We start from the raw sequence: 21,924 nt of genomic DNA, 5'->3' as shown, positions 1-21,924 counted from the left end.
GTTTCAGGTTCAGAGGTTCCATGCCCCGGTATCTTTGAGGGAGCGGAACCAGTATGTATAGAAATCCTCAAAGCCAAGTGACTGGTAGAGGTTTTTGGCAGTTGAATTCCCGCAGACAACCTGGAGATATGCATGTCTGGCGCCTTTTTTGCGCGCCTCCTCCAGGATGGAACTGCATATGGAGCGGCCATAATTCTTCCGGCGGCAGCTGGCATCCACATAGATGGCGTAAAGCCCGATATGTTCTCTGTCCAGGATGCCAAGCCCCGAAGCCACCACGCGGCCTTCAATCTCAATAAAGGCTACGATCGTCTCCTTTGGGATGGCCTTGAACATGGACGGGACAATGCGGCGGAGTGTAGGGTTCGTAGTCCCGTTCAGCCGGAAGAGCGCCTCGATCCATTCATCAGTGATCCTGTCCCTCAGCTGGACGATCGTCTCGTTTGGATAAAATATGGATGAAGGCAGATTTGAATTCCTGCCGTAATACTCATATTCCACAGAGACGGGCTTGTATGATCTGAAATTCTCTATAGGCATTGTCATTACTTCAGTAGCATGCCTGATCTCGTAGCCCTTTGATTCCAGCAGCTCATCAAAGGAAGGGTCCAGGAGCGGATTGATCTTAAAGTTTGTGGGCGTATGGAAATTACGGTATACAGACTCACAATATTTTATTTTTTCTTCTGCCGGAATAAGTGATTTCCCTACCTGCTCCACGCTGTTGGTGCGGTATGTATAGTTATGGGAAAAACGGATGAGCCATCCGTCATAAAGCTCTATTTTATGAGAAGGCCAGGCATTTAAGGAAATTTCCTCAATCAGTTTCATATAGGCTGCCTTGTCACTTGTTTTATCTGAAGTATCCATTTCAGCTGCACTTCCTTTATCTGTACTTTGACATGAGGACTTATGGGCTCCCCTGTTTTAGTCTTTCATCATTATAAAGCAAACCTATTATGAATTCAACGAAAAACTTGACCTTCTTGCCTGAATTTGTTAAAGTGATATGGACAGGGTCTGTCTGCCCGAATGGAAGGAACAGGGCTGTCCAAATGGAATGGAGGCATTTTCTATGAAATTAGGATTTATAGGATGCGGCAATATGGCGGGGGCCATGATTGGAGGCATTCTAAAGAACGGGATACTACCGGCAGAAGAGATGATCGGTTCCAATTCAAAGGAATCCTCACTTAAAAGAACGGCACAGGAGTACGGGATACAGACTACACTTGACAACAGAGCAGTTGCCGGAAGTTCAGATATACTTGTGCTTTCTGTAAAACCGCAGTATTATGCTGAGGTGATAGAAGAGATCAGGCAGGATGTCAGGGAAGACCAGCTTATTGTAACTATCGCCCCGGGCAAGACAATAGAGTGGCTGACTGAAAGATTCGCAAAGCCGGTTAAGATCATACGCTGTATGCCGAATACACCTGCCCTTGTGGGTGAGGGGATCACAGGCGTATGTGCAGGAAGCCTGGTAAGCCGGGAAGAACTGGACTATGTCTGCCATATATTGTCAGGATGCGGCAGGACAGAGGTTGTGAGCGAAAAGCTTCTGGATGTGGTAGTGTCAGTGAGCGGAAGCGCTCCGGCTTATGTATTTATGTTCATTGAGGCCATGGCAGACGGGGCGGTAGCCGACGGGATGCCCAGAGCCCAGGCATATAAATTTGCAGCCCAGGCTGTGCTTGGAAGTGCGAAGATGATCCTGGAGACAGGGAAACACCCTGGTGAATTAAAGGATATGGTATGCTCACCGGGAGGGACTACCATCGAAGCGGTACGCGTCCTAGAGGAAAAGGGACTCCGCAGCGCTGTGATCGAGGCAATGAAGGCATGTGTGGAAAAAGGAAGAAATATGTAGAAAGGAAGTAAGATTATCATGGAAAGAAAAAATGCCTGGCTGAAGTACCAGGAAGATGAAAAGAAAGCAGTATTTGATTTTAGCGAGGGATACAGGAAATATATATCCGTCTGCAAAACAGAGAGGGAATGTGTCACAGAGACTATCGCCCAGATTGAAAAAGAAGGTTATCTGAATCTGGAGGAGGTTATCAGTTCCGGCAGAAAGCTCTTGGCAGGGGACAAGGTATATGCCAATAATATGGGAAAGAGCCTTGTGATGTTCCACATTGGAACAGAACCTATAGAGGCAGGAATGAATATCGTGGGAGCACATATTGACTCACCGCGTCTTGACTTAAAGCAGAATCCGCTCTATGAGGATGCCGATCTGGCTCTTCTGGATACGCATTATTACGGAGGAGTTAAAAAATACCAGTGGGTAGCTCTTCCTCTGGCGCTGCACGGAGTGGTAGCCAAAAAGGATGGTTCTGTGGTGACAGTAGCTATAGGAGAAGATCCCCAGGATCCTGTATTTGGCATCTCAGACCTGCTTCCGCATCTGGCAGCAGACCAGATGGAGAAAAAGGGCAATAAGATCATCGAAGGCGATGACCTGAACATCCTTGTGGGCAGCATCCCGGTGGCAGGTGAGGAAAAAGAGCCTGTAAAGAAACAGGTTCTGGCTATCCTGAAAGAAAAATACGGTATTGAAGAAGAAGATTTTGTTTCAGCAGAGCTGGAAGCAGTTCCGGCCGGAGAGGCAAGGGACTATGGCTTTGACAGAAGCATGATACTGGGATATGGCCATGATGACAGGATCTGTGCTTATCCGTCCTATATGGCGATGCTTAAATTAGAGAACCAGAAGAAAACAGCAGTCTGCCTGCTGGTGGACAAAGAAGAGATCGGAAGTGTGGGAGCAACAGGCATGCAGTCACGTTTCTTTGAGAATTCAGTTGCAGAAGTCATGAACTGTGCGGGACAGTACAGCGAGCTTGCTCTGCGCAGGGCCCTTAAGGCTTCCAGAATGCTCTCCTCCGATGTGAGCGCGGCATACGATCCCAATTATCCGTCAGTTATGGAGAAGAACAATGCACCGTACTTTGGAAAGGGAATGGCCTTTAACAAATATACAGGTTCCAGAGGAAAATCAGGCTCTAATGATGCCAATGCAGAGTATATAGCAGATATCCGCAGGGTGATGGATGAGAATGGCGTATCCTGGCAGACAGCTGAACTTGGAAAGGTAGACCAGGGCGGCGGCGGAACAATAGCCTTTATCCTGGCAAACTACGGAATGGAAGTAATCGACAGCGGTGTGCCTCTTATGAACATGCATGCTCCGTGGGAAGTGGCAAGCAAGGCAGATCTCTATGAGGCTTATATGGGATACCAGGCATTCCTGAAGTATATCTAAGGGTACAGGCAGGCGGCTAATTAATTTTTAAGACACCAATTTCTTAACCTTTGTCATAAAAACTTTCTATAATCTTAAAGAATGCAGTTTTCCTCCTGTGCTATCATTGGTAAGACAATAGTGTTTTACCGATGGCAGACAGGAGGAATTTTATGATTTCAGATGGGTTGAGCAGAGTTTTCCACGGCTGTTTCATGGCATTATTTGCAGTCGTTTTTCTATATATTCTGGCGTATCAGCAGTACCTGCCGGCGGCAGCCGTTTTGGCAGTTCTTATTTTGGCGGGAATTGTGGCCGTCTCCAGAAAGAAGATGCATATACAGATATCTGACCGCAGACTTGGGATCACCACAGCAGTTATTCTGGGCCTGATGGCGGTTCTGATGGCAGCGGCGGGATGGATGCTCCTTCCCCAGCTGAAGACAGATATGGGGACAGTGTATTACAGCGCTATGGAGATATTGGACAAGGGGCAGTTAAGCCATGAAATGCTTGAATATAATACGCTTACAGGAATCACGAATATGACACAGAATGAGTATTTTGTGGTATACCCCAATAATATCCCGTATCTGTTTCTGATCACAGGATATTACTGGATCGTGACATCTCTGGGAATCTCTATGCAAAGTGATGCGGGCGTCTATATGGGAGTCATCTTAAATATTACAGTGATCCTGGCGTCTGTATGGCTTGGAAGCAGAGTGGCTAAGAAGATCATGGGAAACAGGGCTGCAGCCGCATATCTTGTGGTGTCTGCGCTTTTTGTTCCCTATTATATTAATGCAAGCAGGTTCTATACAGACACGCTCACGCTGCCGTTTCCTCTGCTGGCTGTCTGGCTGTACCTGAAGATCAGGGAGGAAGCTTCTTTCAGGAAAAAAGCCTGGCTGGCGGCAGCTCTGGGGAGCAGTTTGTGTATCGGATTTCTCTTAAAGGGCAGCTGTATAGTGGCAGGCGTGGCTATTATTATCCACAGCCTTCTCACGTCCTTCAGCAAAAAGACGTGTGCCCAAATTGCACTGGCGCTTGCCTGTTTTATAGGGATCAATGCGGGCTGGGGCTACATTTCCAGACATAATCCGTGGGTGGATATGAGCATGGAAGATGAGCTTACATTTCCGGTGCAGCACTGGATCATGATGTCCATGAGCGGAAACGGGGGATTCCATCAGGATGAATTTGACTATACGTATTCCTTCGGAACAAAAGAAGAGAAGGCCAAAGCCGACATGGACAGGCTTGCAGAAAAGATCGAGGGCTACGGAAGCCTGGGCGGTTTCCTTGATTTCGAATTCAAGAAGATAGCATGGACATGGGGGGATGCCAAATTTGCGCAGCAGGCCCATCTGAACTGGATGCAGAAGGATACGGTCCTGAATGAATTTATTAAAAAGGACGGAAAGTATCACACGGTATTCTATTTATATACATCAGTTTTTATATTAGTTTTATATATGCTGTTTTTTGCGTCTATGGCGCGGGGCATGTTTAGCAGGCCGGGGGCAGCGGCACTGATTAACATCATGATATTCGGTGTTCTGCTTTTCTTTGCTTTCTGGGAAACAAAATCCAGATATCTGCTGAACTTTACTCCTATGTTTTTCCTGTGCGGGATAGACGGCCTCAAGGCCGTACTGGCAGTAAAGGTGCCTGCAAGTGTAAAAGCAGGCATTACCCGGATGGAGGGCGGGAAGCCTCCGAGACATAAGGACACTAAGACAGCGTAAATACGCAGCAGGAACGCCATGGCGTTTTTGAATTGGAGAGAGCCAAAAGTAAATATGGATAAATATGAAGTTTTAAAACAGTATTTCGGTTATGATGAGTTCAGGGAAGGCCAGGAGATATTGATCGACAGCCTGCTTCAGGGAAGAGACACGCTGGGGATCATGCCTACAGGGGCAGGCAAGTCCTTGTGCTATCAGGTACCGGCTCTTCTGCTGCCCGGGCTGACTCTTGTGATCTCACCGCTGATCTCACTGATGAAGGATCAGGTAGGGGCATTGAACCTGGCCGGAGTACATGCGGCATTTTTGAACAGTTCACTCACTCAGGGCCAGTACAGAAAAGCGCTGGAACTGGCCAGGCAGGGCAGGTATAAGATCATTTATGTGGCGCCGGAGAGGCTGCTCACAGAAGAATTTCTGGAATTTGCCAGGGGAGCGGATATCTCTATGGTGAGCGTGGATGAAGCGCATTGTATTTCGCAGTGGGGGCAGGATTTCAGACCCAGCTATTTAAAGATCACGGATTTTATTGAACAGCTCCCAAATCGTCCTGTGATCAGTGCCTTTACAGCCACAGCGACGGCAGCAGTCAGAGATGATATCATGGCCCTTCTCAGGCTGAGGGAGCCCACGCAGCTTACCACAGGCTTTGACAGGCAGAATCTCACATTTATAGTACGCCATCCCCAGGATAAATACGGAGTTACGGAAGAATATGTGAGATCTCACAGGGATCAGTGCGGTATCATCTACTGCCTGACAAGGAAGCTGGTGGAAGAGGTATGTGACAGATTGATACGCGCAGGCATAAGCGCTACCAGGTACCATGCCGGGCTTACGGACAATGAGAGGAAAGCGAACCAGGATGACTTTATCTATGACAGGAGACAGGTCATGGTGGCTACGAATGCCTTTGGAATGGGGATCGACAAATCAAATGTCCGCTATGTCATCCACTACAATATGCCTAAGAATATAGAGAGCTATTACCAGGAAGCGGGCAGGGCCGGCAGGGACGGGTTGCCCTCAGAATGTATCCTTCTCTATGGGGGACAGGATGTGGTCACAAACCAGTTCTTTATAGACAGGGGACAGGATAACGAAGCCCTGGATGATGAGTCAGCCGCCCTTATCAAAGAGCGGGAGAAGGAGCGTCTGAAGAAGATGACCTTCTACTGTTTTACAAATGAATGCCTGCGTGATTATATCCTCAGGTATTTTGGAGAGTACGGCGCAAATTACTGCGGAAACTGTTCCAACTGCCTGACGCAGTTTGAAGAGCAGGATGTGACTGAAGCGGCCAAAACCCTGATAGAGTGTGTAAAGTCCAGCCATGAGAGATTTGGGATGACTATGATCGTTGACACGGTTCACGGGAGTACAGCTGCGAAAATCACAAAATGCAGGATGGGTCAGAACCCCTGCCATGGACGCGCAAAGGATATCCCGGTCTTTAAGCTGAGACAGATCATGAATTACCTCACCATGCACGGATATCTGGAGCTGGAGGGGGATGAATACCCGGTATTAAAGCTGACGGAGCTATCCGGTGAAGTGCTGGAAGGCGGACAGAAGGTCACTATGAAGGTGGCAAAAGAGCGGGAGCTGGAAATGAAGCAGAAAAAGCCTGCTAAAAATAAAACAGACGTCTCTCTGGCTGATGTTGACAGAAATCTGTTTGAGGAACTCAGAAAGCTGCGGATGGAGATCGCAAAGCGGGAGAAAGTACCGCCCTATGTTGTATTTTCTGACAAGACTCTGACACATATGTGCAGGGTGCTTCCTAAAAATAAGGAAGAGATGCTGTCCGTGCCGGGAGTGGGAGCTTTTAAATGTGACAAATACGGGGATAGTTTTCTGGAAGCCATCAAAGGAGGCTCTCCTGGGGGCTGACTGAATATGAGGAGATGAAAGGTAAATATGGCGGAGATAGTTGTTGCTGTTATTCTGTTTTTAGTATCGGCAGCTGCCTTTACGGCAAGCTTTATGTATTTTCGGGAAAAAGGTTATTTGTTAAATAATGCCTATCTGTATGCGTCAAAGCAGGATCGGGAAAATATGGATAAAAAACCACATTACCGTCAGTCTGCATTAGTATTTCTATTAATTGGAATCATTTTTTTATTAAATGGCATAGAAGTGCTCACAGATTGTGGCTGGCTGTTTTATGCAGTACTGATAATTGGGCTTGTTACTGTCATTTATGCAGTCGTATCGTCAGTCAAGATCGAAAAAAAGAAAAAATAGGGTTAACAGTTACTGTTAATGTGAAGACAGCCGCCGCATCAGAAGCTAAGCTCTGGTGCGGCGGCTGCGCTGCTTTTAGATTAGAGAGAGAGGTATCATGCAAAGGCAAACATTGATTTCAGGACTGCCACAGTCCCGTCAATGCCCAGCAGGGAACTGTTCAGGATTATATCCTTGTATTTAGGGTCCTGCCATTTCTTATCTGTGAAATAAGAGTAGTAGTGGTTACGGAGTTTATCTACCTGCTTCATTAATTTCTCAGCCTGTTCAGCGGACACATTTTCATACTTCATGATCCTGTTGATCCTGTCAGCCTCAGGGGCAGTGATAAATACCTTGAGTACATCTACCCTGTCTTTTAAGATCCAGTCCGCCAGTCTTCCTACGATAACACAGGGTCCTTTATCAGCAAGCTCCACTATGAGCTTGCTTTCAACTTTGAACAGGTACATGCTGGTACTGTAGTCTGCTCCTTTGGAAATATCATAAGGATCAGTAAATCGGTTCAGGAGCTTTTCATCAGCATTCATAAGCCCTTCCTCGCTGATGCCGGTCTTCTCAGACATTAAATGCAGCAGATTTTTGTCATAAAAAGGAATATCCAGTTCTTTCGCCAGTTTCTCGCCGATTTCACGGCCGCCGCTTCCATATGTTCTGGAGATAGTGATGATTCGGTTTACTTTCATAAAATTCCCTCCCTTAAAAATGATATACAGCCATGAGACCCTCCGCAAGGGGCAGACACCCTGCAGCATACATCAGGCACATGATTATTAGTTTTTTGCTTCCTACTTATATTATAGGAGAATTATGAAGGAAGGTCAATCATTGTTGTCCGGGTTTAGCACGATAAGACATAAATGACAGAAAAATATTATTTTGTGACAGGATTGCGTGATAACTTAAAAATGTGTTATTATAAATATATAGAATAATCAGCAGTGATAAATAAGAATCTTATTTGGGAGGTTATGAAAATGAAGACAAAGACAAATAAAATATTCTGTTGGCTTATTTCACTATTATTGTTAGCAAGCGTTACTGTTGGGTTTGTGATTAATGGGGTTACATATTACTTGCCGCCAGAGAAATTGTTATCTGCCAACTGGTTCATTTATCCGGTGATAATATCAGCAGCGTTGAGCCTTTTGCTATATGTTTTTAAGAGAATCAGCGATAAATCATTTAAAGAAAAGTGGATAGAACATAAGAATAAAATACACCTGGACAGGATATTGTCAATTGAATGTATTTTGTTTTTTGCTTTTGTTGTCTATCAATTAATAGCATTAAACAGGGGATGAGTTTATGGAAAGGATAGAAAAGGGAAAAGAAGAGTTTGACAGAATTTCCATAGCTGTCTGTGACGATGATGAAGAATTTATTGAGCAGCTGGAGAGTGCCGTAGAACAAACACTGGATGCTGCAGGCAGTACAGCAGACATATATAAATTTAAGGATGGGGCATCGCTTCTGAGCTGTATCAAAAATGTGGAACTGATATTTTTGGATATAGAGATGCCCGGTATCAATGGGTTTCGAGCAGCAAGAGAGATTATGGAAAAAGACATAGATGTGGAAATAGTGTTTGTTACTGGTCATACTCAGTTTGTATTTGACAGTTTTGAATACAGGCCGTTTGACTTTGTAGCGAAGGAAAATTTGGTAGAAAGGCTGGATATAGTTTTAAACAGATACCTGGCAGAGTATAAGAAAAGGAAGGAAACTATTATTGGCTGGAAGGAAGAGTTGGGGGAGAGGAAGGCAGAATATCTTTTGTTAAATGATATTCTTTACATGGAGAGCCAGGGACACAAACTGCTGCTTAGAAGAGGTTCTGTGTTAGTGTGATTTTTTATTCAGGCAAGTGACACATAGCACTGGACGAAAGGGGCAGAGCAAAGAAAAGCAGCAGGAGAATAACTGCCTGCTGCCGGAAGGTCGATAAACATTACAGGGTGATCTCCTGGAAGTCAATCCATAAATCTTCATAGATATTGACTTTTATTTTGTCCTGGAAGGTGTAGGCGGCTGCCTCAAATTTGGTCTCTTCCAGATGATATACAAAGATAGTCTGTTTCATCGGGTTTACAATCCAATATTCCCGGACACCTGCATCAGCGTATAAGTTGAGTTTGCGTATATAGTCATGGCTGGAATTGCCAGGGGAGACAACCTCGATAATCCAATCAGGTGCACCTGTGCATCCTTTGTCTGTAAGTTTGCCATAGTCGCATATAACGCTTATATCTGGTTCAACAATAGTTTTCCTGTCCTCGTACAATTTAACAGCGAATGGGGCTGGATAAACTTTACAGGAGCCACCTTTTGATTTTAGGTAATTATAAATCATGTTGTTTACTGCGTTTAAGATTTCTTGATGTACCCGGCTGGGGGCTGCCTGGTAATAGATTTGACCGTCAATAAGTTCGGCACGGACATCTTCCGGAAGAGCATAGTAGTCGGATTCTGTGTAAATCTGTTTTTGAGGTATTGGCATAGTAACACCTGCTTTCATGGTAGATTATTGATTAGAAGCTTTGCCTGGTTACGCCTTCTTCACGGTTTGCGGTAAGAGAAGGCAAAATGAGGGTTCTATTTCTCTATTTTGTCAATAGTATATATCAAAAATCTATTGGTGTAAATACAAAAAGAAAACGACCGGCAGAACCGAAAGCCCTCACAAGGTTTTGTGTCAGTGTAAATTTTATTCAGGCAAATAATACCTGTAAGTTGTATTGATAGTCTGCAAGTTATGCCGGAAATCTGCAAGTTATGCAACAATAGTTGAATAAAATAATAAAGCAGTTATACTAATAGCAAGAGGTATAGAAATGATTACAAAACTTGCGGAAAGTATAACTGCTTTTTTGATACGCAGAAGTTATGCGGGAATAAGAGAAAAAGATATTGTATGTTACGGGATGGAAGTTATTATCTCCACTATAGTGGGATGGACAATGATTTTGATAGTGGGTGCAGTCTGCGGTAATGTTTTATACAGTTTCGTTTTTGGAGTGGTATTTCTGACACTCCGTTCATTTACTGGAGAATATCGTCCAGTAAGCATGGTTTCTATTGATCCAAGTTATGCAACTGAAGGACAACTTATATAAAATTAAATACGAAGAATTTGAAAATGGTAAAGATAAGATTTATGGTACAGTTTGTGCTGACATGGGGGAATATTGGCATAAATTTATTTCACAAGTAATATATGGGAAGCTAAAAAATATGATATGAGCAATTTTTCATATGAATTAGAGGACGTAGAAGAGTACTATTACCGGCAAGCAGGTTCCACGCCGATGCCCTGAAGAGGGTATGCAGTTCAAGCAAAATATATATGCAAGTTTATGCTTTGTCCGCAGGTATTGAAAATTTTTGCAGATAGTGGATTAGTTATAATTTAATTAAAACAATTGAAGAAAAGTAATATTAGGAGAGACTATGTCTAACAACAAAAATAAATATTCATTTTTTACTAACATAGAATATGTATTAAAAAATTTGTGGGAATACAATAAGGGATATTATAGTTGGGGTATACTAAGTGTCTTGGCTTTTGTTGGTATACCAATTTGTAGTATGATGCTTCAAAAGTATGTCGTTCAGGGGGCTATAGAGCATTGGGAAGTTATTAAGATTATACAAATCTTAAGCTTTTTCATGATTGTTTGGATTACCATGGTGATTTTAAAACATGTTTCCGAAATAGGTTTTTTACATCACCAGGAAATGAATAGAATACGGCAATTATTTGCAGCAGAAGAGGTATTTTTACGATGTAGTTATGATAAAGCAGAGGATTCTAAGAATCAGATAGAATTAGAAAAAGTTACTGATTTACTGGGCACTTCAAATCCAAGGATAGAAGTAAATGCCATGTATAATGGTATTTACGAAGTGGCGGCCAGTGTTGTTGGCTTAATATTCTTTGGTATTATTCTGGGGGAGTTAAATTATTTACTTGTTATTATAGTAGCTGTAAGTGCCTGCATTGGAGGGAAAATAGAACAATGGGCATTGAATAAAGAATTTAGTATTCGAATGGATGCAGCAGGAATTGATAAGAAACTTGGCTACTTTCAAAGAAAATTAATGCGAAGCAGCGCTGGTAAGGATATAAGGACTTATGGCTGCAAGAGGTGGCTGGAAATGAAACTAGCATCTGTAATCCAACAAAAAATCAATTCAGATAATGAAAAGACTAAAACAAATTTTCTTAGGGATATGGGTGTTTCTGGAATTGAGGTATGTCAAAATGCAGTTGTGATACTGTGGATTGTTGCCGGGTGTATCTCCGGAAGTATTCAAACTGCAGATTTATTGGTTTATCTTATAGCCACAATGCAGCTTTCAGATTGTGTGGGAAAGTTAATACGTTCCATAAATCAGCTACAATATGCAGATAAAGATATAACAGAAATTCGAAAATTTATGGATATTAGAGAAGAGGAAACGGATTGTGATGAAGTTTTTGATGCTCCGGTAAAGATAGAGTTTAGACATGTATGCTTTCAATATCCAGGTAGTTCTAAGGAAATTCTTTCAGATGTTAACTTTACTATTAAATCTGGAGAGAACATTGCTATAGTTGGCAGGAACGGTGCAGGAAAAACGACATTGATAAAATTATTATGTGGTTTTTATCCAGTTACCAAAGGTAAAATTTTATTAGATGACCAGGATATTATGGAGATGAAAAAGGGGGAGATTTATAGAAGAATTTCTGCCATCTTTCAAGATTTAGTTTTCGTTCCATATTCTGTAAGAAAAAACGTTATTGCAGGAGATAAAGATAATAATTCTCAGAGGATAAAAGAATGTTTAGAAAAGGCACAGATATTGGATAAATTCCCGGATTTAGATGTTTTTATTGATAAAAGGGTACATAAAGGCGGAATTGAATTGTCTGGAGGCGAAAAACAGAAATTGGCGTTTGCCAGAGCATTATATAAAAGAGCAGGTATTTTAATATTAGATGAGCCAACAGCTGCACTGGACCCTATTGCAGAAAGTGGACTGTATAAGAATTACAATGAAGTTTCTAAGGATAAAACCACACTTTTTATTTCGCATAGGCTTGCAAGTACTAGTTTCTGTGACAGGATTCTTTTACTTGATAAAGGCAGGATTGCAGAGGAGGGCACCCATGATGAGCTTCTGAAAAAAATGGGATTTATTCTCAAATGTATATGAAGCAAAGTCAATATTATAAAAAGGGGCCTATTGAGAATGAATGATAATAGATTTAGGGTAATTAAGCTTGCACAACAAATTGATAAAAAAGGTATAAAATGGATAATACTTAAATGTTTGGTAGATGCTCTGGTTTCCTATTGGTTAATATTAATGCCTTCCCTTATTATAAGCCTTTTATATAAGGAAATTAATGACCTGTCATTGTGGATTAGCACAGGTCTTATTCTGGGGATATTTGCGGTTTTAAAATTAATTTCAGTATTATTAAAGAAAATAAATGATAATCATAAAAATTTTATGATCGAAAAATACCGTGAGTTAAAAATAAAAAAAGCATTTTCTATTGAATTTAAGTGGTTAGAGACCTCTGAATTTGAAAAGACATTACAAGGTATACAATACAATGATGAAAATTTTGGCGCATTTGGGAACTATCTGGGCGAGTTAGAAAAATTGTTCACGAATATAGTGAGAGTTATATATGCGCTGATAATTTTTACAGGGATAGGAATTGAGATGTATAATTCAAATATCCTCAAGGAATTTTTAAGCTTAACAATTATACTTTGCATACTTGTCTTCTTAACGGTAATGGGTATTAAAAAGCTCCAGGAATATGTAAGCAAAAGGCTGCCTGACGTTATGGATAAAATTGTGGATCTTAACACTATAACTATGGTTTTGTATGATGATGTAGTACAAAATTATTATTGCGGAAAAGATGTAAGGTTATTTGCAATAGATAAATTAGTTCATGATGAAGGTGAACATATGCTTACTGAATTTGCTCCAAATTCAAAAAAACAAATACTGCTAACACAAGCTGCGGGTATTGCAGGCAGTATCTTATCTGTAATAATAGGCGGCATTGCTTTTATTTTTTTAGGAATATTTGGGGCAGAGGGAATTTTAAACCCAGGTGTTCTTCTTGCATATGCGGGTAACGTTATTGGTCTGGTTGAGTCGGTGGTCAGCCTTTCATTTGTGAGCAGTACTTTGAAATTGTGGAATCTCCGTCTTAATGATTCGTTTATCCTTCTCAATATGTTAGAAGAATCAGGTGGAGATGATTTTAAACATTATCCCAATGAGATTGAGCTCCGTAACATTTATTTTAAATATCCTGAAAGCAGCAGTGATGTTCTTAAAGGTGTTTCTGTTACTATAAACCGGGGTGATAAGATAGCGGTGGTAGGGAGAAATGGCTCTGGAAAGTCTACTTTTATTAAGGTGTTAACTGGGATGTACCAGCCTGCTAAAGGTGAAATTTTAGTAAATGGCAATAACATTAATGGACTTTCAATAAATGGATATAGGAGTCAGTTTGCTGCCGTATTCCAGGATTTTACTATGTTTTCTTTTGATATAGGCGAAAATATAGCAGTAAATCAAGAGTACAATACAACTAAAATTAAAAATATTCTTGAACAATTAAATATGTGGAATAAAATTGAGAGTATGCCTAAAAAGCTAAATACATTTATTTATCAGGATTATGCAGACGAAGGAATTGAAATCTCAGGGGGGGGAAGCTCAAAAGTTATCAATTGCAAGGGCGTTATATAAAGATTCTCCGTGCCTGATATTAGATGAACCAACAGCCGCACTGGATGCCCAGGCAGAATATGAGATTTATAAGGACTTTAGAAAAATAGTCAAAGAAAAGACAGCAGTATTTGTTTCACACAGACTTTCCAGCTGCAGATTTTGTGATAAGATATTAGTGTTTGATGAAGGAAAAATTGTAGAGAGTGGAAGTCATGAAGAGCTGATAAAAGCAGAAAATAGTTTATACGCAAAACTATGGAACGCTCAGGCTCAGTATTATGTGTAAACCTGAGCAATAAAATGAGCGACATTGTGTACAAAAAAAAATACAATATTTTTCAAAAAACCCTTGCAAACGCGGGGGTTTTCATATATAATCATTCATGTTGTGACCTTGATAGCGTAGAAGCGTGAGGTTGCTGCGGGTAAAACCGCAGGTTTTCCGTGGAGCGAATGTCAAGTTATAAAACTGGCGACAAGTCACTGTACAAAATATAACTGCCCAGGCAAGACCCTGGGAACAACGTGTGGTCATGGATGATACACACGGGAGAGTGTACAGTCACCGCTTGTCGTACTGCTATTAAGTGCGAAAAGGAGGCGACTTTTTTTATGGCAAGTCAAGTAATGAGAATCACATTGAAAGCGTATGATCATCAGTTAATTGATGCAAGCGCAAAAAAAATCATCGAAACTGTAAAGAAGAACGGAGCTCAGGTGAGCGGACCGGTACCCCTTCCTACTAAGAAGGAAGTAGTAACAATTCTGAGGGCTGTACACAAGTACAAAGACTCCAGAGAGCAGTTCGAGCAGAGAACTCATAAAAGACTGATTGATATCATGGCACCGACTCAGAAAACAGTTGATGCACTGTCCAGACTGGAAATGCCGGCTGGCGTTTACATTGATATCAAGATGAAAACAAAGTAAGACTGAACACTTGGAAAAACGGGTGTGAAGCGAGCAAGAAGATTATCCTAAAAGGTTGATATAGAAGTAACGTATGTTCCACTTATATCGGCTGTTTGACTAGGATGATTGCACAACACAGTGTAATCCGCTGTAGAAAAACAGGAGGTAAAAGAATGAAGAAAGCGATTTTAGCGACAAAAGTCGGAATGACTCAAATCTTCAACGATGACGGAGTATTAACTCCGGTCACTGTACTCCAGGCTGGACCTTGCGTGGTAACACAGGTAAAGACAGTTGAAAACGATGGATACAGTGCAGTACAGGTAGGTTTTGTTGATAAGAGAGAAAAACTGGTTAACAAGCCTATGAAAGGCCAATTTGACAAAGCTGGTGTTTCTTACAAGAGATTCGTAAGAGAGTTCAAGCTGGACGACGCAGAAGGATATGCAGTAGCTCAGGAGATCAAAGCTGATGTATTCCAGGCTGGCGACAAGATCGATGCAACTGCTGTTTCCAAAGGTAAAGGATTCCAGGGCGCGATCAAGAGACATGGACAGTCCAGAGGACCTATGGCTCACGGTTCTAAATTCCACCGTCATGCAGGTTCCAACGGTTCTGCATCTGACCCGAGCAAGGTATTCAAGGGAAAGAAGATGCCAGGACAGATGGGAAACAAGAAGATCACAATCCAGAATCTGGAAATCGTGAGAGTGGATGCTGAGAACAATCTTCTCTTAGTGAAAGGTGCCGTACCAGGACCTAAGAAATCTTTAGTAACGATTAAAGAAACAGTAAAAGCTGGCAAATAGGCTTTTGTAGGAAAGGAGGAACACGTAAATGGCAAGCGTATCTGTATATAATATGGAAGGCAAAGAAGTTGGGACAATTGAGCTGAACGATGCTGTATTTGGTGTGGAAGTCAATGAACACCTGGTACACATGGCAGTTGTTAACCAGCTTGCAAATAAACGTCAGGGAACACAGAAAGCAAAAACACGTTCTGAAGTTTCAGGCGGCGGAAGAAAACCATGGAGACAGAAAGGAACCGGTCATGCAAGACAGGGTTCAACAAGAGCTCCGCAGTGGACAGGCGGTGGAGTAGTATTCGCTCCGACACCGAGAGATTATTCATTCAAGATGAATAAGAAAGAAAAGAGAGCTGCTTTAAAATCTGCATTAACATCAAGGGTTCAGGAGAACAAGTTAATCGTTCTGGAAGACCTGAAATTCGATGCGATCAAGACAAAAGCAATGCAAAACGTACTGGATGGCTTAAAAGTATCAAAGGCTCTGGTTGTTACCAAAGACAACGATACAAACGTAGTATTATCCGCAAGGAACATCCCGGACGTTCAGACAGCTCTTCCGAGTACAATCAATGTATATGATATCCTTAAATATAATACAGTTGTTCTGACAAAGGCTGCTGTAGAAGCAATCGAGGAGGTGTACGCATAATGGCTGATCTTAAATACTATGATGTGATCCTTAAACCGGTTATCACAGAAAAAAGCATGAACGCCATGGGCGAGAAGAAATATACTTTCTTAGTGCACACGGATGCAACCAAGAATCAGGTAAAAGAAGCTGTTGAAAAAATGTTCGAAGGAACAAAAGTAAAGAGCGTAAACACCATGAATCTGGACGGAAAGAAAAAGAGACGTGGAATGACCGTTGGAAAAACAGCCAAGACTAAAAAAGCAATCGTTGCTTTGACAGAAGACAGCAAAGAGATCGAGATTTTCGAAGGGCTGTAAGAAACACGAACTTATACGCATAAAAGCGTGATGACAAATATCGAAAGGAGTGACAAACGTGGGAATTAAGACTTATAACCCATATACACCTTCCAGAAGACATATGACTGGCTCTGATTTCTCTGAAATCACAAAGAGCACTCCGGAGAAGAGCTTATTGGTATCTCTCCAGAAGACATCTGGTCGTAATAATCAAGGTAAAATCACAGTAAGGCATCGCGGAGGCGGTTCCAGAAGAAAATACAGGATCATCGATTTCAAGAGAAAGAAAGATGGTATCCCGGCAAGAGTAATCGGTATCGAATATGATCCGAACAGAACAGCAAATATCGCTCTTATCTGCTATGCAGATGGTGAGAAAGCATATATCCTGGCTCCGGCAGGACTCAAAGACGGCATGAAGATCATGAATGGTCCGGATGCAGAAGTAAGGATCGGCAACTGCCTTCCGTTATCAGAGATTCCGGTTGGTACTATGGTCCACAATATTGAGTTATATCCGGGCAAGGGCGGACAGCTCGTTCGTTCTGCAGGAAACGGCGCACAGCTGATGGCTAAAGAAGGAAAGTATGCAACACTTCGTCTGCCTTCAGGTGAGATGAGAATGGTTCCTATCATCTGCCGCGCAACAGTTGGTGTAGTTGGAAATGGTGAACACAACCTGATTAACATCGGTAAAGCTGGTAGAAAACGTCACATGGGTATCAGACCTACAGTCCGCGGTTCTGTTATGAACCCGAATGACCATCCGCACGGTGGTGGTGAAGGTAAGGCCGGAATCGGACGTCCGGGTCCATGTACACCTTGGGGCAAACCTGCTCTTGGCTTGAAGACAAGGAAGAAAAACAAAGCGTCTAACAAGCTCATCGTAAGAAGAAGAGACGGTAAAGCAATCAACTAATTATTAATTCTATCAAATTTTACAAGGAGGTTAGAACCTATGGCTCGCTCACTTAAAAAAGGACCATTCGCAGACGAAAGCCTGCTGAAGAAAGTAGATGCTATGAATGCAGCAGGACAGAAACAGGTTATCAAGACCTGGTCCCGCCGTTCTACAATCTTCCCGCAGATGGTTGGACATACAATTGCAGTCCATGACGGAAGAAAACATGTGCCTGTATATGTTACAGAAGATATGGTTGGTCACAAACTCGGAGAGTTCGTAGCAACCAGAACCTACAGAGGACATGGCAAAGACGATAAGAAATCTGGCGCACGCTAGTTAATAAAGAAGGACTCCTAAGGGTGCAAACCTTAGGAGGACGGCAAACAGTTTGGTAAAAGGAGGTTTCATCCAATGGCTAAAGGACATAGATCCCAAATCAAAAGAGAGAGAAATGCTCAGAAAGACACAAGACCTTCAGCAAAGTTATCTTATGCTAGAGTGTCTGTTCAGAAAGCATGTTTTGTATTAGATGCCATCAGAGGCAAAGATGTACAGACTGCACTTGGTATTGTGACCTACAATACAAGATATGCATCTGAGATCATTGCAAAATTATTAAAATCAGCAATTGCAAATGCTGAAAACAACAACGGTATGAACGTTGAGAATCTTGTTGTAGAAGAGTGTTATGCAAACAAAGGACCTACAATGAAGAGGATCAGACCAAGAGCACAGGGCAGGGCATACAGGATCGAAAAGAGAATGAGCCATATCACCATCGTGCTGAATGAAAGATAGGAGGTAAAGCATGGGACAGAAAGTTAATCCACACGGCTTAAGAGTCGGTGTTATTAAAGACTGGGATTCTAAATGGTATGCTGAAGCTGACTTCGCTGATAACTTGGTAGAAGATCATAAGATCAGAACATACCTGAAAAAGAGATTATACAGTGCAGGTGTTTCTAAGATTGAGATTGAAAGAGCATCTGACAGAGTAAAAGTTATCATCTATACTGCAAAACCTGGTGTGGTTATCGGTAAAGGTGGTTCTGAAATCGAAAAAGTTAAAGCTGAAGTACAGAAGCTGACAGCTAAAAAACTGATCGTTGATATCAAAGAAGTAAAGAGACCGGACAAAGATGCTCAGTTAGTAGCTGAAAACATCGCTCTGCAGCTGGAAAACCGTGTGTCTTTCAGACGTGCGATGAAATCCTGTATGGGAAGAGCTATGAAATCAGGAGCTAAAGGTATTAAGTCAGCAGTATCAGGACGTCTTGGCGGCGCTGATATGGCCCGTACAGAGTTCTACAGCGAAGGTACTATTCCGCTTCAGACACTTCGTGCAGACATTGACTACGGCTTCGCAGAAGCTAATACCACCTATGGAAAATTAGGCGTGAAAGTATGGATTTACAAAGGTGAAGTACTTCCAACGAAAGGACCTAAGGAAGGGAGCGATAAATAATGTTAATGCCAAAAAGAGTAAAACGTCGTAAACAGTTCCGCGGCTCCATGGCCGGAAAAGCCCTCAGAGGAAATACAATCTCCAATGGTGAATATGGTATTGTTGCGACAGAGCCATGTTGGATTAAATCAAATCAGATCGAAGCAGCCCGTATCGCTATGACACGTTATATCAAGCGTGGCGGCCAGGTTTGGATCAAAATTTTCCCAGATAAACCAGTAACAGCAAAACCAGCAGAAACACGTATGGGTTCCGGAAAAGGAACACTCGAATATTGGGTAGCAGTTGTAAAACCAGGCCGCGTATTATTTGAAATCGCCGGCGTACCGGAAGACGTTGCTAAAGAAGCTCTTCGTCTTGCTACACATAAACTTCCATGCAAATGTAAAATCGTTTCTCGCGCAGACTTAGAAGGCGGTGATAACAGTGAAAATTAATAAGTATGTAGAAGATTTAAAAAACAAATCAGCTGCAGAATTATCTGAAGAATTAGTAGCTGCTAAAAAGGAACTTTTCAACTTAAGATTCCAGAACGCAACAAACCAGCTGGATAATACAAGCAGGATCAAAGAAGTTCGCAAGAACATTGCAAGAATTCAGACTATTATCACAGCAAAAGCAAACGCTGCTAAATAGACCGGAATGTGTAAATCGTTTGGAAAGGAGTAAACCAACGTGGAAAGAAATCTTAGAAAAACCCGTACAGGTAAGGTTGTAAGCGACAAGATGGATAAAACAATCGTTGTTGCTGTAGAAGACCATGTAAAGCATCCTCTTTACAACAAGATCGTAAAGAGAACATATAAATTAAAAGCTCATGACGAGAAGAATGAATGCAACATTGGTGATACCGTAAAAGTAATGGAGACAAGACCGCTGTCTAAAGATAAAAGATGGAGACTTGTCGAGATTGTCGAGAAAGTTAAATAGGATAGGAGGTATATCAGCATGATTCAACAGGAGAGCAGACTGAAAGTTGCTGATAACACTGGTGCCAAAGAATTGCTTTGTATCAGAGTTATGGGCGGTTCTACCAGAAGATATGCAAATATCGGTGACATTATCGTGGCCAGCGTTAAAGATGCAACACCAGGCGGTGTTGTAAAAAAAGGTGATGTTGTTAAAGCTGTAGTTGTTCGTACAGTAAAAGGTGCTCGTCGTAAAGACGGTTCTTATATAAAATTCGACGAAAATGCTGCTGTAATCATCAAGGATGACAAGAATCCAAAAGGAACTCGTATTTTTGGACCAGTAGCCAGAGAGCTTCGTGAGAAACAGTTTATGAAAATTGTTTCACTGGCTCCGGAAGTATTATAGGGAGGTGCCAGAATGTCAGCATTAAAAATTAAAAAGGGCGACACAGTTAAAGTGATCGCTGGAAAAGACAAAGATAAAGAGGGCAAAGTACTTGCCGTTAACGTACAGGATCATAGAGTTCTCGTAGAGAATGTAAACATGATCACAAAACATGCAAAACCTTCAGCTGCAAACCAGCAGGGCGGAATTGTCAATAAAGAAGCTTATATTGACATTTCAAACGTTATGCTGCTGCACAAAGGAAAAGCTACCAGAGTTGGATTCAAGATGGATGGAGATAAGAAAGTCCGTTTTGCAAAAGCTACTGGTGAAGTGATTGACTAATTTCAGAGAGGAGGTTGCACAAGTTGAGTAGACTTAAAGAAATGTATAAAAATGAAATCGTAGATGCGATGATAAAGAAATTCGGATACAAAAACGTTATGGAAGTTCCGAAGCTCGATAAAGTTGTTATCAATATGGGCGTTGGAGAAGCAAAAGAAAACGCAAAATTGCTTGAAGCAGCTGTCAAGGATATGGAAACAGTCACAGGACAGAAAGCAGTTCTTACAAGGGCTAAAAATTCTATCGCTAACTTCAAGATCAGGGAAGGCATGCCTATCGGATGTAAAGTTACACTGCGCGGTGAGAGAATGTATGAATTCGTAGACCGTCTTGTAAACTTAGCACTGCCTCGTGTACGTGACTTCAGAGGTATCAATCCGAACGCATTTGACGGAAGAGGAAATTATGCACTTGGTATCAAGGAGCAGCTGATTTTCCCTGAAATCGAATATGATAAGGTTGATAAAGTCAGAGGTATGGACGTAATCTTCGTTACAACAGCGAAGACAGACGAAGAAGCTCGTGAATTACTGGCACAGTTCAATATGCCATTTGCGAAATAGTATAGGAGGGAAATTTCATGGCTAAGACAGCAATGAAACTTAAACAGCAGCGCCCGGCTAAATTCTCCACAAGAGAATATACACGCTGCAGAATCTGTGGTCGTCCACATGCTTACTTAAGAAAATACGGAATCTGCAGAATCTGTTTCCGTGAATTAGCATACAAAGGACAGATCCCGGGTGTTAAGAAAGCAAGTTGGTAGGAAAAGGAGGCAATTAAAATGACAATGAGCGATCCAATCGCAGATATGCTTACAAGAATCCGTAACGCAAATACTGCTAAACATGATACCGTAGATGTACCAGCATCAAAGATGAAAATCGCAATTGCTAACATTCTTCTGGATGAAGGATATATCAAGAAATACGATCTTGTGGAAGATGGAAATTTCCAGACGATCCGTATTGCTTTAAAATATGGTGCAGATAAAAACGAAAAAATTATTACAGGTCTTAAGAGAATCTCCAAGCCAGGCTTACGTGTATATGCAGGCAAGGAAAATCTCCCGAGAGTTCTGGGCGGTTTAGGAGTTGCAATCATCTCCACAAACCAGGGTGTTATCACAGACAAAGAAGCAAGAAAGCTTCAGGTCGGCGGCGAAGTTCTCGCTTTCGTATGGTAGGCCGGAAGTACTTTAAACTTTAAAAAGTTTACTGAAAACAGAGAGGGAACATTCCCTTTCCGAAAATTTAAGTAAGGAG

30 protein-coding genes are annotated in these 21,924 nt (G+C 41.9%); 27 read left to right on the top strand and 3 right to left on the bottom strand.

From position 1 onward, the window contains the following. Window positions 1-9 precede the first annotated feature (9 nt). A complete protein-coding gene (locus tag NSB28_RS10570) occupies window positions 10-870 on the bottom strand; it encodes a GNAT family N-acetyltransferase (RefSeq protein ID WP_257497512.1) in 861 nt (286 codons plus the stop codon). A gap of 205 nt (window positions 871-1,075) precedes the next feature. Here NSB28_RS10570 and proC point away from each other — a divergent pair, with 205 nt between their 5' ends. From proC to NSB28_RS10545, 5 genes are all read left to right on the top strand, one after another. Beyond that, window positions 1,076-1,870 carry a pyrroline-5-carboxylate reductase gene (proC, locus tag NSB28_RS10565; RefSeq protein WP_109625192.1) on the top strand — a complete coding sequence of 265 codons (795 nt, stop codon included), beginning with the start codon at window positions 1,076-1,078 and terminating at the stop codon, window positions 1,868-1,870. A gap of 18 nt (window positions 1,871-1,888) precedes the next feature. Continuing rightward, a complete protein-coding gene (locus NSB28_RS10560; RefSeq protein WP_109625191.1) occupies window positions 1,889-3,268 on the top strand; it encodes an aminopeptidase in 1,380 nt (459 codons plus the stop codon). Window positions 3,269-3,420: 152 nt separating this feature from the next. Beyond that, a complete protein-coding gene (locus tag NSB28_RS10555; protein WP_257497511.1) occupies window positions 3,421-4,998 on the top strand; it encodes a glycosyltransferase family 39 protein in 1,578 nt (525 codons plus the stop codon). Between the two features lie 54 nt (window positions 4,999-5,052). After that, window positions 5,053-6,891: a DNA helicase RecQ gene (gene recQ, locus NSB28_RS10550; protein WP_109625281.1), complete on the top strand. Its 1,839-nt coding sequence runs from the start codon at window positions 5,053-5,055 to the stop codon at window positions 6,889-6,891. 27 nt (window positions 6,892-6,918) lie between these two features. Then, window positions 6,919-7,245, top strand: coding sequence for a DUF3784 domain-containing protein (locus NSB28_RS10545; protein ID WP_109625189.1), 327 nt, complete (start codon window positions 6,919-6,921; stop codon window positions 7,243-7,245). Between the two features lie 95 nt (window positions 7,246-7,340). On the opposite strand, the gene NSB28_RS10540 is transcribed toward NSB28_RS10545, so the two are convergent. Continuing rightward, the gene (locus NSB28_RS10540; RefSeq protein ID WP_187374146.1) at window positions 7,341-7,931 is read right to left on the bottom strand and encodes a cytidylate kinase-like family protein; all 591 of its coding nucleotides are present in this window, start codon (window positions 7,929-7,931) and stop codon (window positions 7,341-7,343) included. A 291-nt stretch (window positions 7,932-8,222) separates the two neighbouring features. On the opposite strand from NSB28_RS10540, the gene NSB28_RS10535 reads away from it, so the two are divergent. Beyond that, a complete protein-coding gene (locus NSB28_RS10535; protein ID WP_109625187.1) occupies window positions 8,223-8,549 on the top strand; it encodes a hypothetical protein in 327 nt (108 codons plus the stop codon). Window positions 8,550-8,553: 4 nt separating this feature from the next. Further along, window positions 8,554-9,096 (top strand): LytR/AlgR family response regulator transcription factor, encoded by a 543-nt coding sequence (locus NSB28_RS10530; RefSeq protein ID WP_109625186.1) that lies wholly within the window; start codon window positions 8,554-8,556, stop codon window positions 9,094-9,096. 100 nt (window positions 9,097-9,196) lie between these two features. Here NSB28_RS10530 and NSB28_RS10525 read toward each other — a convergent pair whose 3' ends face one another. Then, on the bottom strand, window positions 9,197-9,745 hold the full coding sequence (locus tag NSB28_RS10525; RefSeq protein ID WP_109625185.1) for a Uma2 family endonuclease: 549 nt from the start codon (window positions 9,743-9,745) through the stop codon (window positions 9,197-9,199). A 334-nt stretch (window positions 9,746-10,079) separates the two neighbouring features. Here NSB28_RS10525 and NSB28_RS10520 point away from each other — a divergent pair, with 334 nt between their 5' ends. The 20 genes from NSB28_RS10520 to rpsH all read left to right on the top strand — a co-directional run bounded on the left by NSB28_RS10520 (window position 10,080) and on the right by rpsH (window position 21,845). Further along, a complete protein-coding gene (locus NSB28_RS10520; protein ID WP_109625184.1) occupies window positions 10,080-10,361 on the top strand; it encodes an accessory gene regulator B family protein in 282 nt (93 codons plus the stop codon). Between the two features lie 334 nt (window positions 10,362-10,695). After that, the gene (locus tag NSB28_RS10515) at window positions 10,696-12,447 is read left to right on the top strand and encodes an ABC transporter ATP-binding protein (RefSeq protein ID WP_109625183.1); all 1,752 of its coding nucleotides are present in this window, start codon (window positions 10,696-10,698) and stop codon (window positions 12,445-12,447) included. A 36-nt stretch (window positions 12,448-12,483) separates the two neighbouring features. Beyond that, window positions 12,484-14,016, top strand: coding sequence for an ATP-binding cassette domain-containing protein (locus NSB28_RS24705; protein WP_109625182.1), 1,533 nt, complete (start codon window positions 12,484-12,486; stop codon window positions 14,014-14,016). Continuing rightward, complete coding sequence (locus NSB28_RS10505) at window positions 13,946-14,284, top strand: ATP-binding cassette domain-containing protein (protein ID WP_109625181.1); 339 nt, start codon at window positions 13,946-13,948, stop codon at window positions 14,282-14,284. The genes NSB28_RS24705 and NSB28_RS10505 overlap by 71 nt, the downstream gene beginning before the upstream one ends. Before the next feature lie 326 nt (window positions 14,285-14,610). Continuing rightward, window positions 14,611-14,928, top strand: coding sequence for a 30S ribosomal protein S10 (rpsJ, locus tag NSB28_RS10500; RefSeq protein ID WP_109625180.1), 318 nt, complete (start codon window positions 14,611-14,613; stop codon window positions 14,926-14,928). A gap of 155 nt (window positions 14,929-15,083) precedes the next feature. Beyond that, window positions 15,084-15,719 (top strand): 50S ribosomal protein L3, encoded by a 636-nt coding sequence (rplC, locus tag NSB28_RS10495; protein ID WP_109625179.1) that lies wholly within the window; start codon window positions 15,084-15,086, stop codon window positions 15,717-15,719. A 28-nt stretch (window positions 15,720-15,747) separates the two neighbouring features. Continuing rightward, a complete protein-coding gene (rplD, locus tag NSB28_RS10490; protein ID WP_109625178.1) occupies window positions 15,748-16,368 on the top strand; it encodes a 50S ribosomal protein L4 in 621 nt (206 codons plus the stop codon). Beyond that, window positions 16,368-16,667: a 50S ribosomal protein L23 gene (rplW, locus tag NSB28_RS10485; protein ID WP_109625177.1), complete on the top strand. Its 300-nt coding sequence runs from the start codon at window positions 16,368-16,370 to the stop codon at window positions 16,665-16,667. The genes rplD and rplW overlap by 1 nt, the downstream gene beginning before the upstream one ends. Before the next feature lie 58 nt (window positions 16,668-16,725). Next, the gene (rplB, locus tag NSB28_RS10480; protein ID WP_109625176.1) at window positions 16,726-17,568 is read left to right on the top strand and encodes a 50S ribosomal protein L2; all 843 of its coding nucleotides are present in this window, start codon (window positions 16,726-16,728) and stop codon (window positions 17,566-17,568) included. A 39-nt stretch (window positions 17,569-17,607) separates the two neighbouring features. After that, a complete protein-coding gene (gene rpsS / locus NSB28_RS10475; protein WP_109625175.1) occupies window positions 17,608-17,889 on the top strand; it encodes a 30S ribosomal protein S19 in 282 nt (93 codons plus the stop codon). Window positions 17,890-17,964: 75 nt separating this feature from the next. Next, window positions 17,965-18,351 (top strand): 50S ribosomal protein L22, encoded by a 387-nt coding sequence (gene rplV, locus NSB28_RS10470; RefSeq protein WP_109625174.1) that lies wholly within the window; start codon window positions 17,965-17,967, stop codon window positions 18,349-18,351. A gap of 10 nt (window positions 18,352-18,361) precedes the next feature. Continuing rightward, on the top strand, window positions 18,362-19,018 hold the full coding sequence (rpsC, locus tag NSB28_RS10465; protein WP_109625173.1) for a 30S ribosomal protein S3: 657 nt from the start codon (window positions 18,362-18,364) through the stop codon (window positions 19,016-19,018). Continuing rightward, the gene (gene rplP, locus NSB28_RS10460; protein ID WP_109625172.1) at window positions 19,018-19,455 is read left to right on the top strand and encodes a 50S ribosomal protein L16; all 438 of its coding nucleotides are present in this window, start codon (window positions 19,018-19,020) and stop codon (window positions 19,453-19,455) included. Before rpsC ends, rplP begins: the two co-directional genes overlap by 1 nt. Beyond that, window positions 19,445-19,654, top strand: coding sequence for a 50S ribosomal protein L29 (rpmC, locus tag NSB28_RS10455; protein ID WP_109625171.1), 210 nt, complete (start codon window positions 19,445-19,447; stop codon window positions 19,652-19,654). The genes rplP and rpmC overlap by 11 nt, the downstream gene beginning before the upstream one ends. Before the next feature lie 39 nt (window positions 19,655-19,693). Next, window positions 19,694-19,948: a 30S ribosomal protein S17 gene (gene rpsQ / locus NSB28_RS10450; RefSeq protein ID WP_109625170.1), complete on the top strand. Its 255-nt coding sequence runs from the start codon at window positions 19,694-19,696 to the stop codon at window positions 19,946-19,948. An 18-nt stretch (window positions 19,949-19,966) separates the two neighbouring features. After that, window positions 19,967-20,335: a 50S ribosomal protein L14 gene (gene rplN / locus NSB28_RS10445; protein WP_109625169.1), complete on the top strand. Its 369-nt coding sequence runs from the start codon at window positions 19,967-19,969 to the stop codon at window positions 20,333-20,335. A gap of 12 nt (window positions 20,336-20,347) precedes the next feature. After that, window positions 20,348-20,659, top strand: coding sequence for a 50S ribosomal protein L24 (gene rplX, locus NSB28_RS10440; protein WP_109625168.1), 312 nt, complete (start codon window positions 20,348-20,350; stop codon window positions 20,657-20,659). A 23-nt stretch (window positions 20,660-20,682) separates the two neighbouring features. Continuing rightward, entirely contained in the window at window positions 20,683-21,222 is a 540-nt protein-coding gene (rplE, locus tag NSB28_RS10435) for a 50S ribosomal protein L5 (RefSeq protein ID WP_109625167.1), read from the top strand. Between the two features lie 17 nt (window positions 21,223-21,239). Further along, window positions 21,240-21,425, top strand: a complete 186-nt coding sequence (locus NSB28_RS10430; RefSeq protein ID WP_109625166.1) for a type Z 30S ribosomal protein S14 — start codon at window positions 21,240-21,242, stop codon at window positions 21,423-21,425. Window positions 21,426-21,443: 18 nt separating this feature from the next. Next, window positions 21,444-21,845, top strand: a complete 402-nt coding sequence (rpsH, locus tag NSB28_RS10425; RefSeq protein ID WP_109625165.1) for a 30S ribosomal protein S8 — start codon at window positions 21,444-21,446, stop codon at window positions 21,843-21,845. The last annotated feature ends 79 nt before the right edge of the window (window positions 21,846-21,924 follow it).

The organism is Murimonas intestini, from assembly GCF_024622195.1.
Lineage (GTDB): Bacteria > Bacillota > Clostridia > Lachnospirales > Lachnospiraceae > Murimonas > Murimonas intestini.
Note: the sequence above shows the minus strand (reverse complement) of the source record. Positions and strands in the feature narration are given on the sequence as shown.

What these genes read in the sequence shown, in the direction of transcription:
- recQ (WP_109625281.1), top strand. Translation starts at nt 5,053, where the DNA reads ATGGATAAATATGAAGTTTTAAAACAGTATTTCGGTTATGATGAGTTC.
- NSB28_RS10530 (WP_109625186.1), top strand. Translation starts at nt 8,554, where the DNA reads ATGGAAAGGATAGAAAAGGGAAAAGAAGAGTTTGACAGAATTTCCATA.
- NSB28_RS10520 (WP_109625184.1), top strand. Translation starts at nt 10,080, where the DNA reads ATGATTACAAAACTTGCGGAAAGTATAACTGCTTTTTTGATACGCAGA.
- NSB28_RS10560 (WP_109625191.1), top strand. Translation starts at nt 1,889, where the DNA reads ATGGAAAGAAAAAATGCCTGGCTGAAGTACCAGGAAGATGAAAAGAAA.
- NSB28_RS10515 (WP_109625183.1), top strand. Translation starts at nt 10,696, where the DNA reads ATGTCTAACAACAAAAATAAATATTCATTTTTTACTAACATAGAATAT.
- proC (WP_109625192.1), top strand. Translation starts at nt 1,076, where the DNA reads ATGAAATTAGGATTTATAGGATGCGGCAATATGGCGGGGGCCATGATT.
- NSB28_RS10430 (WP_109625166.1), top strand. Translation starts at nt 21,240, where the DNA reads ATGGCTAAGACAGCAATGAAACTTAAACAGCAGCGCCCGGCTAAATTC.
- rplN (WP_109625169.1), top strand. Translation starts at nt 19,967, where the DNA reads ATGATTCAACAGGAGAGCAGACTGAAAGTTGCTGATAACACTGGTGCC.
- NSB28_RS10535 (WP_109625187.1), top strand. Translation starts at nt 8,223, where the DNA reads ATGAAGACAAAGACAAATAAAATATTCTGTTGGCTTATTTCACTATTA.
- rplV (WP_109625174.1), top strand. Translation starts at nt 17,965, where the DNA reads ATGGCTAAAGGACATAGATCCCAAATCAAAAGAGAGAGAAATGCTCAG.
- NSB28_RS10570 (WP_257497512.1), bottom strand. Translation starts at nt 870, where the DNA reads ATGGATACTTCAGATAAAACAAGTGACAAGGCAGCCTATATGAAACTG.
- rplX (WP_109625168.1), top strand. Translation starts at nt 20,348, where the DNA reads ATGTCAGCATTAAAAATTAAAAAGGGCGACACAGTTAAAGTGATCGCT.
- rplD (WP_109625178.1), top strand. Translation starts at nt 15,748, where the DNA reads ATGGCAAGCGTATCTGTATATAATATGGAAGGCAAAGAAGTTGGGACA.
- rpsH (WP_109625165.1), top strand. Translation starts at nt 21,444, where the DNA reads ATGACAATGAGCGATCCAATCGCAGATATGCTTACAAGAATCCGTAAC.
- rpsS (WP_109625175.1), top strand. Translation starts at nt 17,608, where the DNA reads ATGGCTCGCTCACTTAAAAAAGGACCATTCGCAGACGAAAGCCTGCTG.
- rpsJ (WP_109625180.1), top strand. Translation starts at nt 14,611, where the DNA reads ATGGCAAGTCAAGTAATGAGAATCACATTGAAAGCGTATGATCATCAG.
- NSB28_RS10540 (WP_187374146.1), bottom strand. Translation starts at nt 7,931, where the DNA reads ATGAAAGTAAACCGAATCATCACTATCTCCAGAACATATGGAAGCGGC.
- rplC (WP_109625179.1), top strand. Translation starts at nt 15,084, where the DNA reads ATGAAGAAAGCGATTTTAGCGACAAAAGTCGGAATGACTCAAATCTTC.
- NSB28_RS24705 (WP_109625182.1), top strand. Translation starts at nt 12,484, where the DNA reads ATGAATGATAATAGATTTAGGGTAATTAAGCTTGCACAACAAATTGAT.
- rplP (WP_109625172.1), top strand. Translation starts at nt 19,018, where the DNA reads ATGTTAATGCCAAAAAGAGTAAAACGTCGTAAACAGTTCCGCGGCTCC.
- NSB28_RS10555 (WP_257497511.1), top strand. Translation starts at nt 3,421, where the DNA reads ATGATTTCAGATGGGTTGAGCAGAGTTTTCCACGGCTGTTTCATGGCA.
- NSB28_RS10505 (WP_109625181.1), top strand. Translation starts at nt 13,946, where the DNA reads ATGCAGACGAAGGAATTGAAATCTCAGGGGGGGGAAGCTCAAAAGTTA.
- NSB28_RS10525 (WP_109625185.1), bottom strand. Translation starts at nt 9,745, where the DNA reads ATGCCAATACCTCAAAAACAGATTTACACAGAATCCGACTACTATGCT.
- NSB28_RS10545 (WP_109625189.1), top strand. Translation starts at nt 6,919, where the DNA reads ATGGCGGAGATAGTTGTTGCTGTTATTCTGTTTTTAGTATCGGCAGCT.
- rplW (WP_109625177.1), top strand. Translation starts at nt 16,368, where the DNA reads ATGGCTGATCTTAAATACTATGATGTGATCCTTAAACCGGTTATCACA.
- rpsC (WP_109625173.1), top strand. Translation starts at nt 18,362, where the DNA reads ATGGGACAGAAAGTTAATCCACACGGCTTAAGAGTCGGTGTTATTAAA.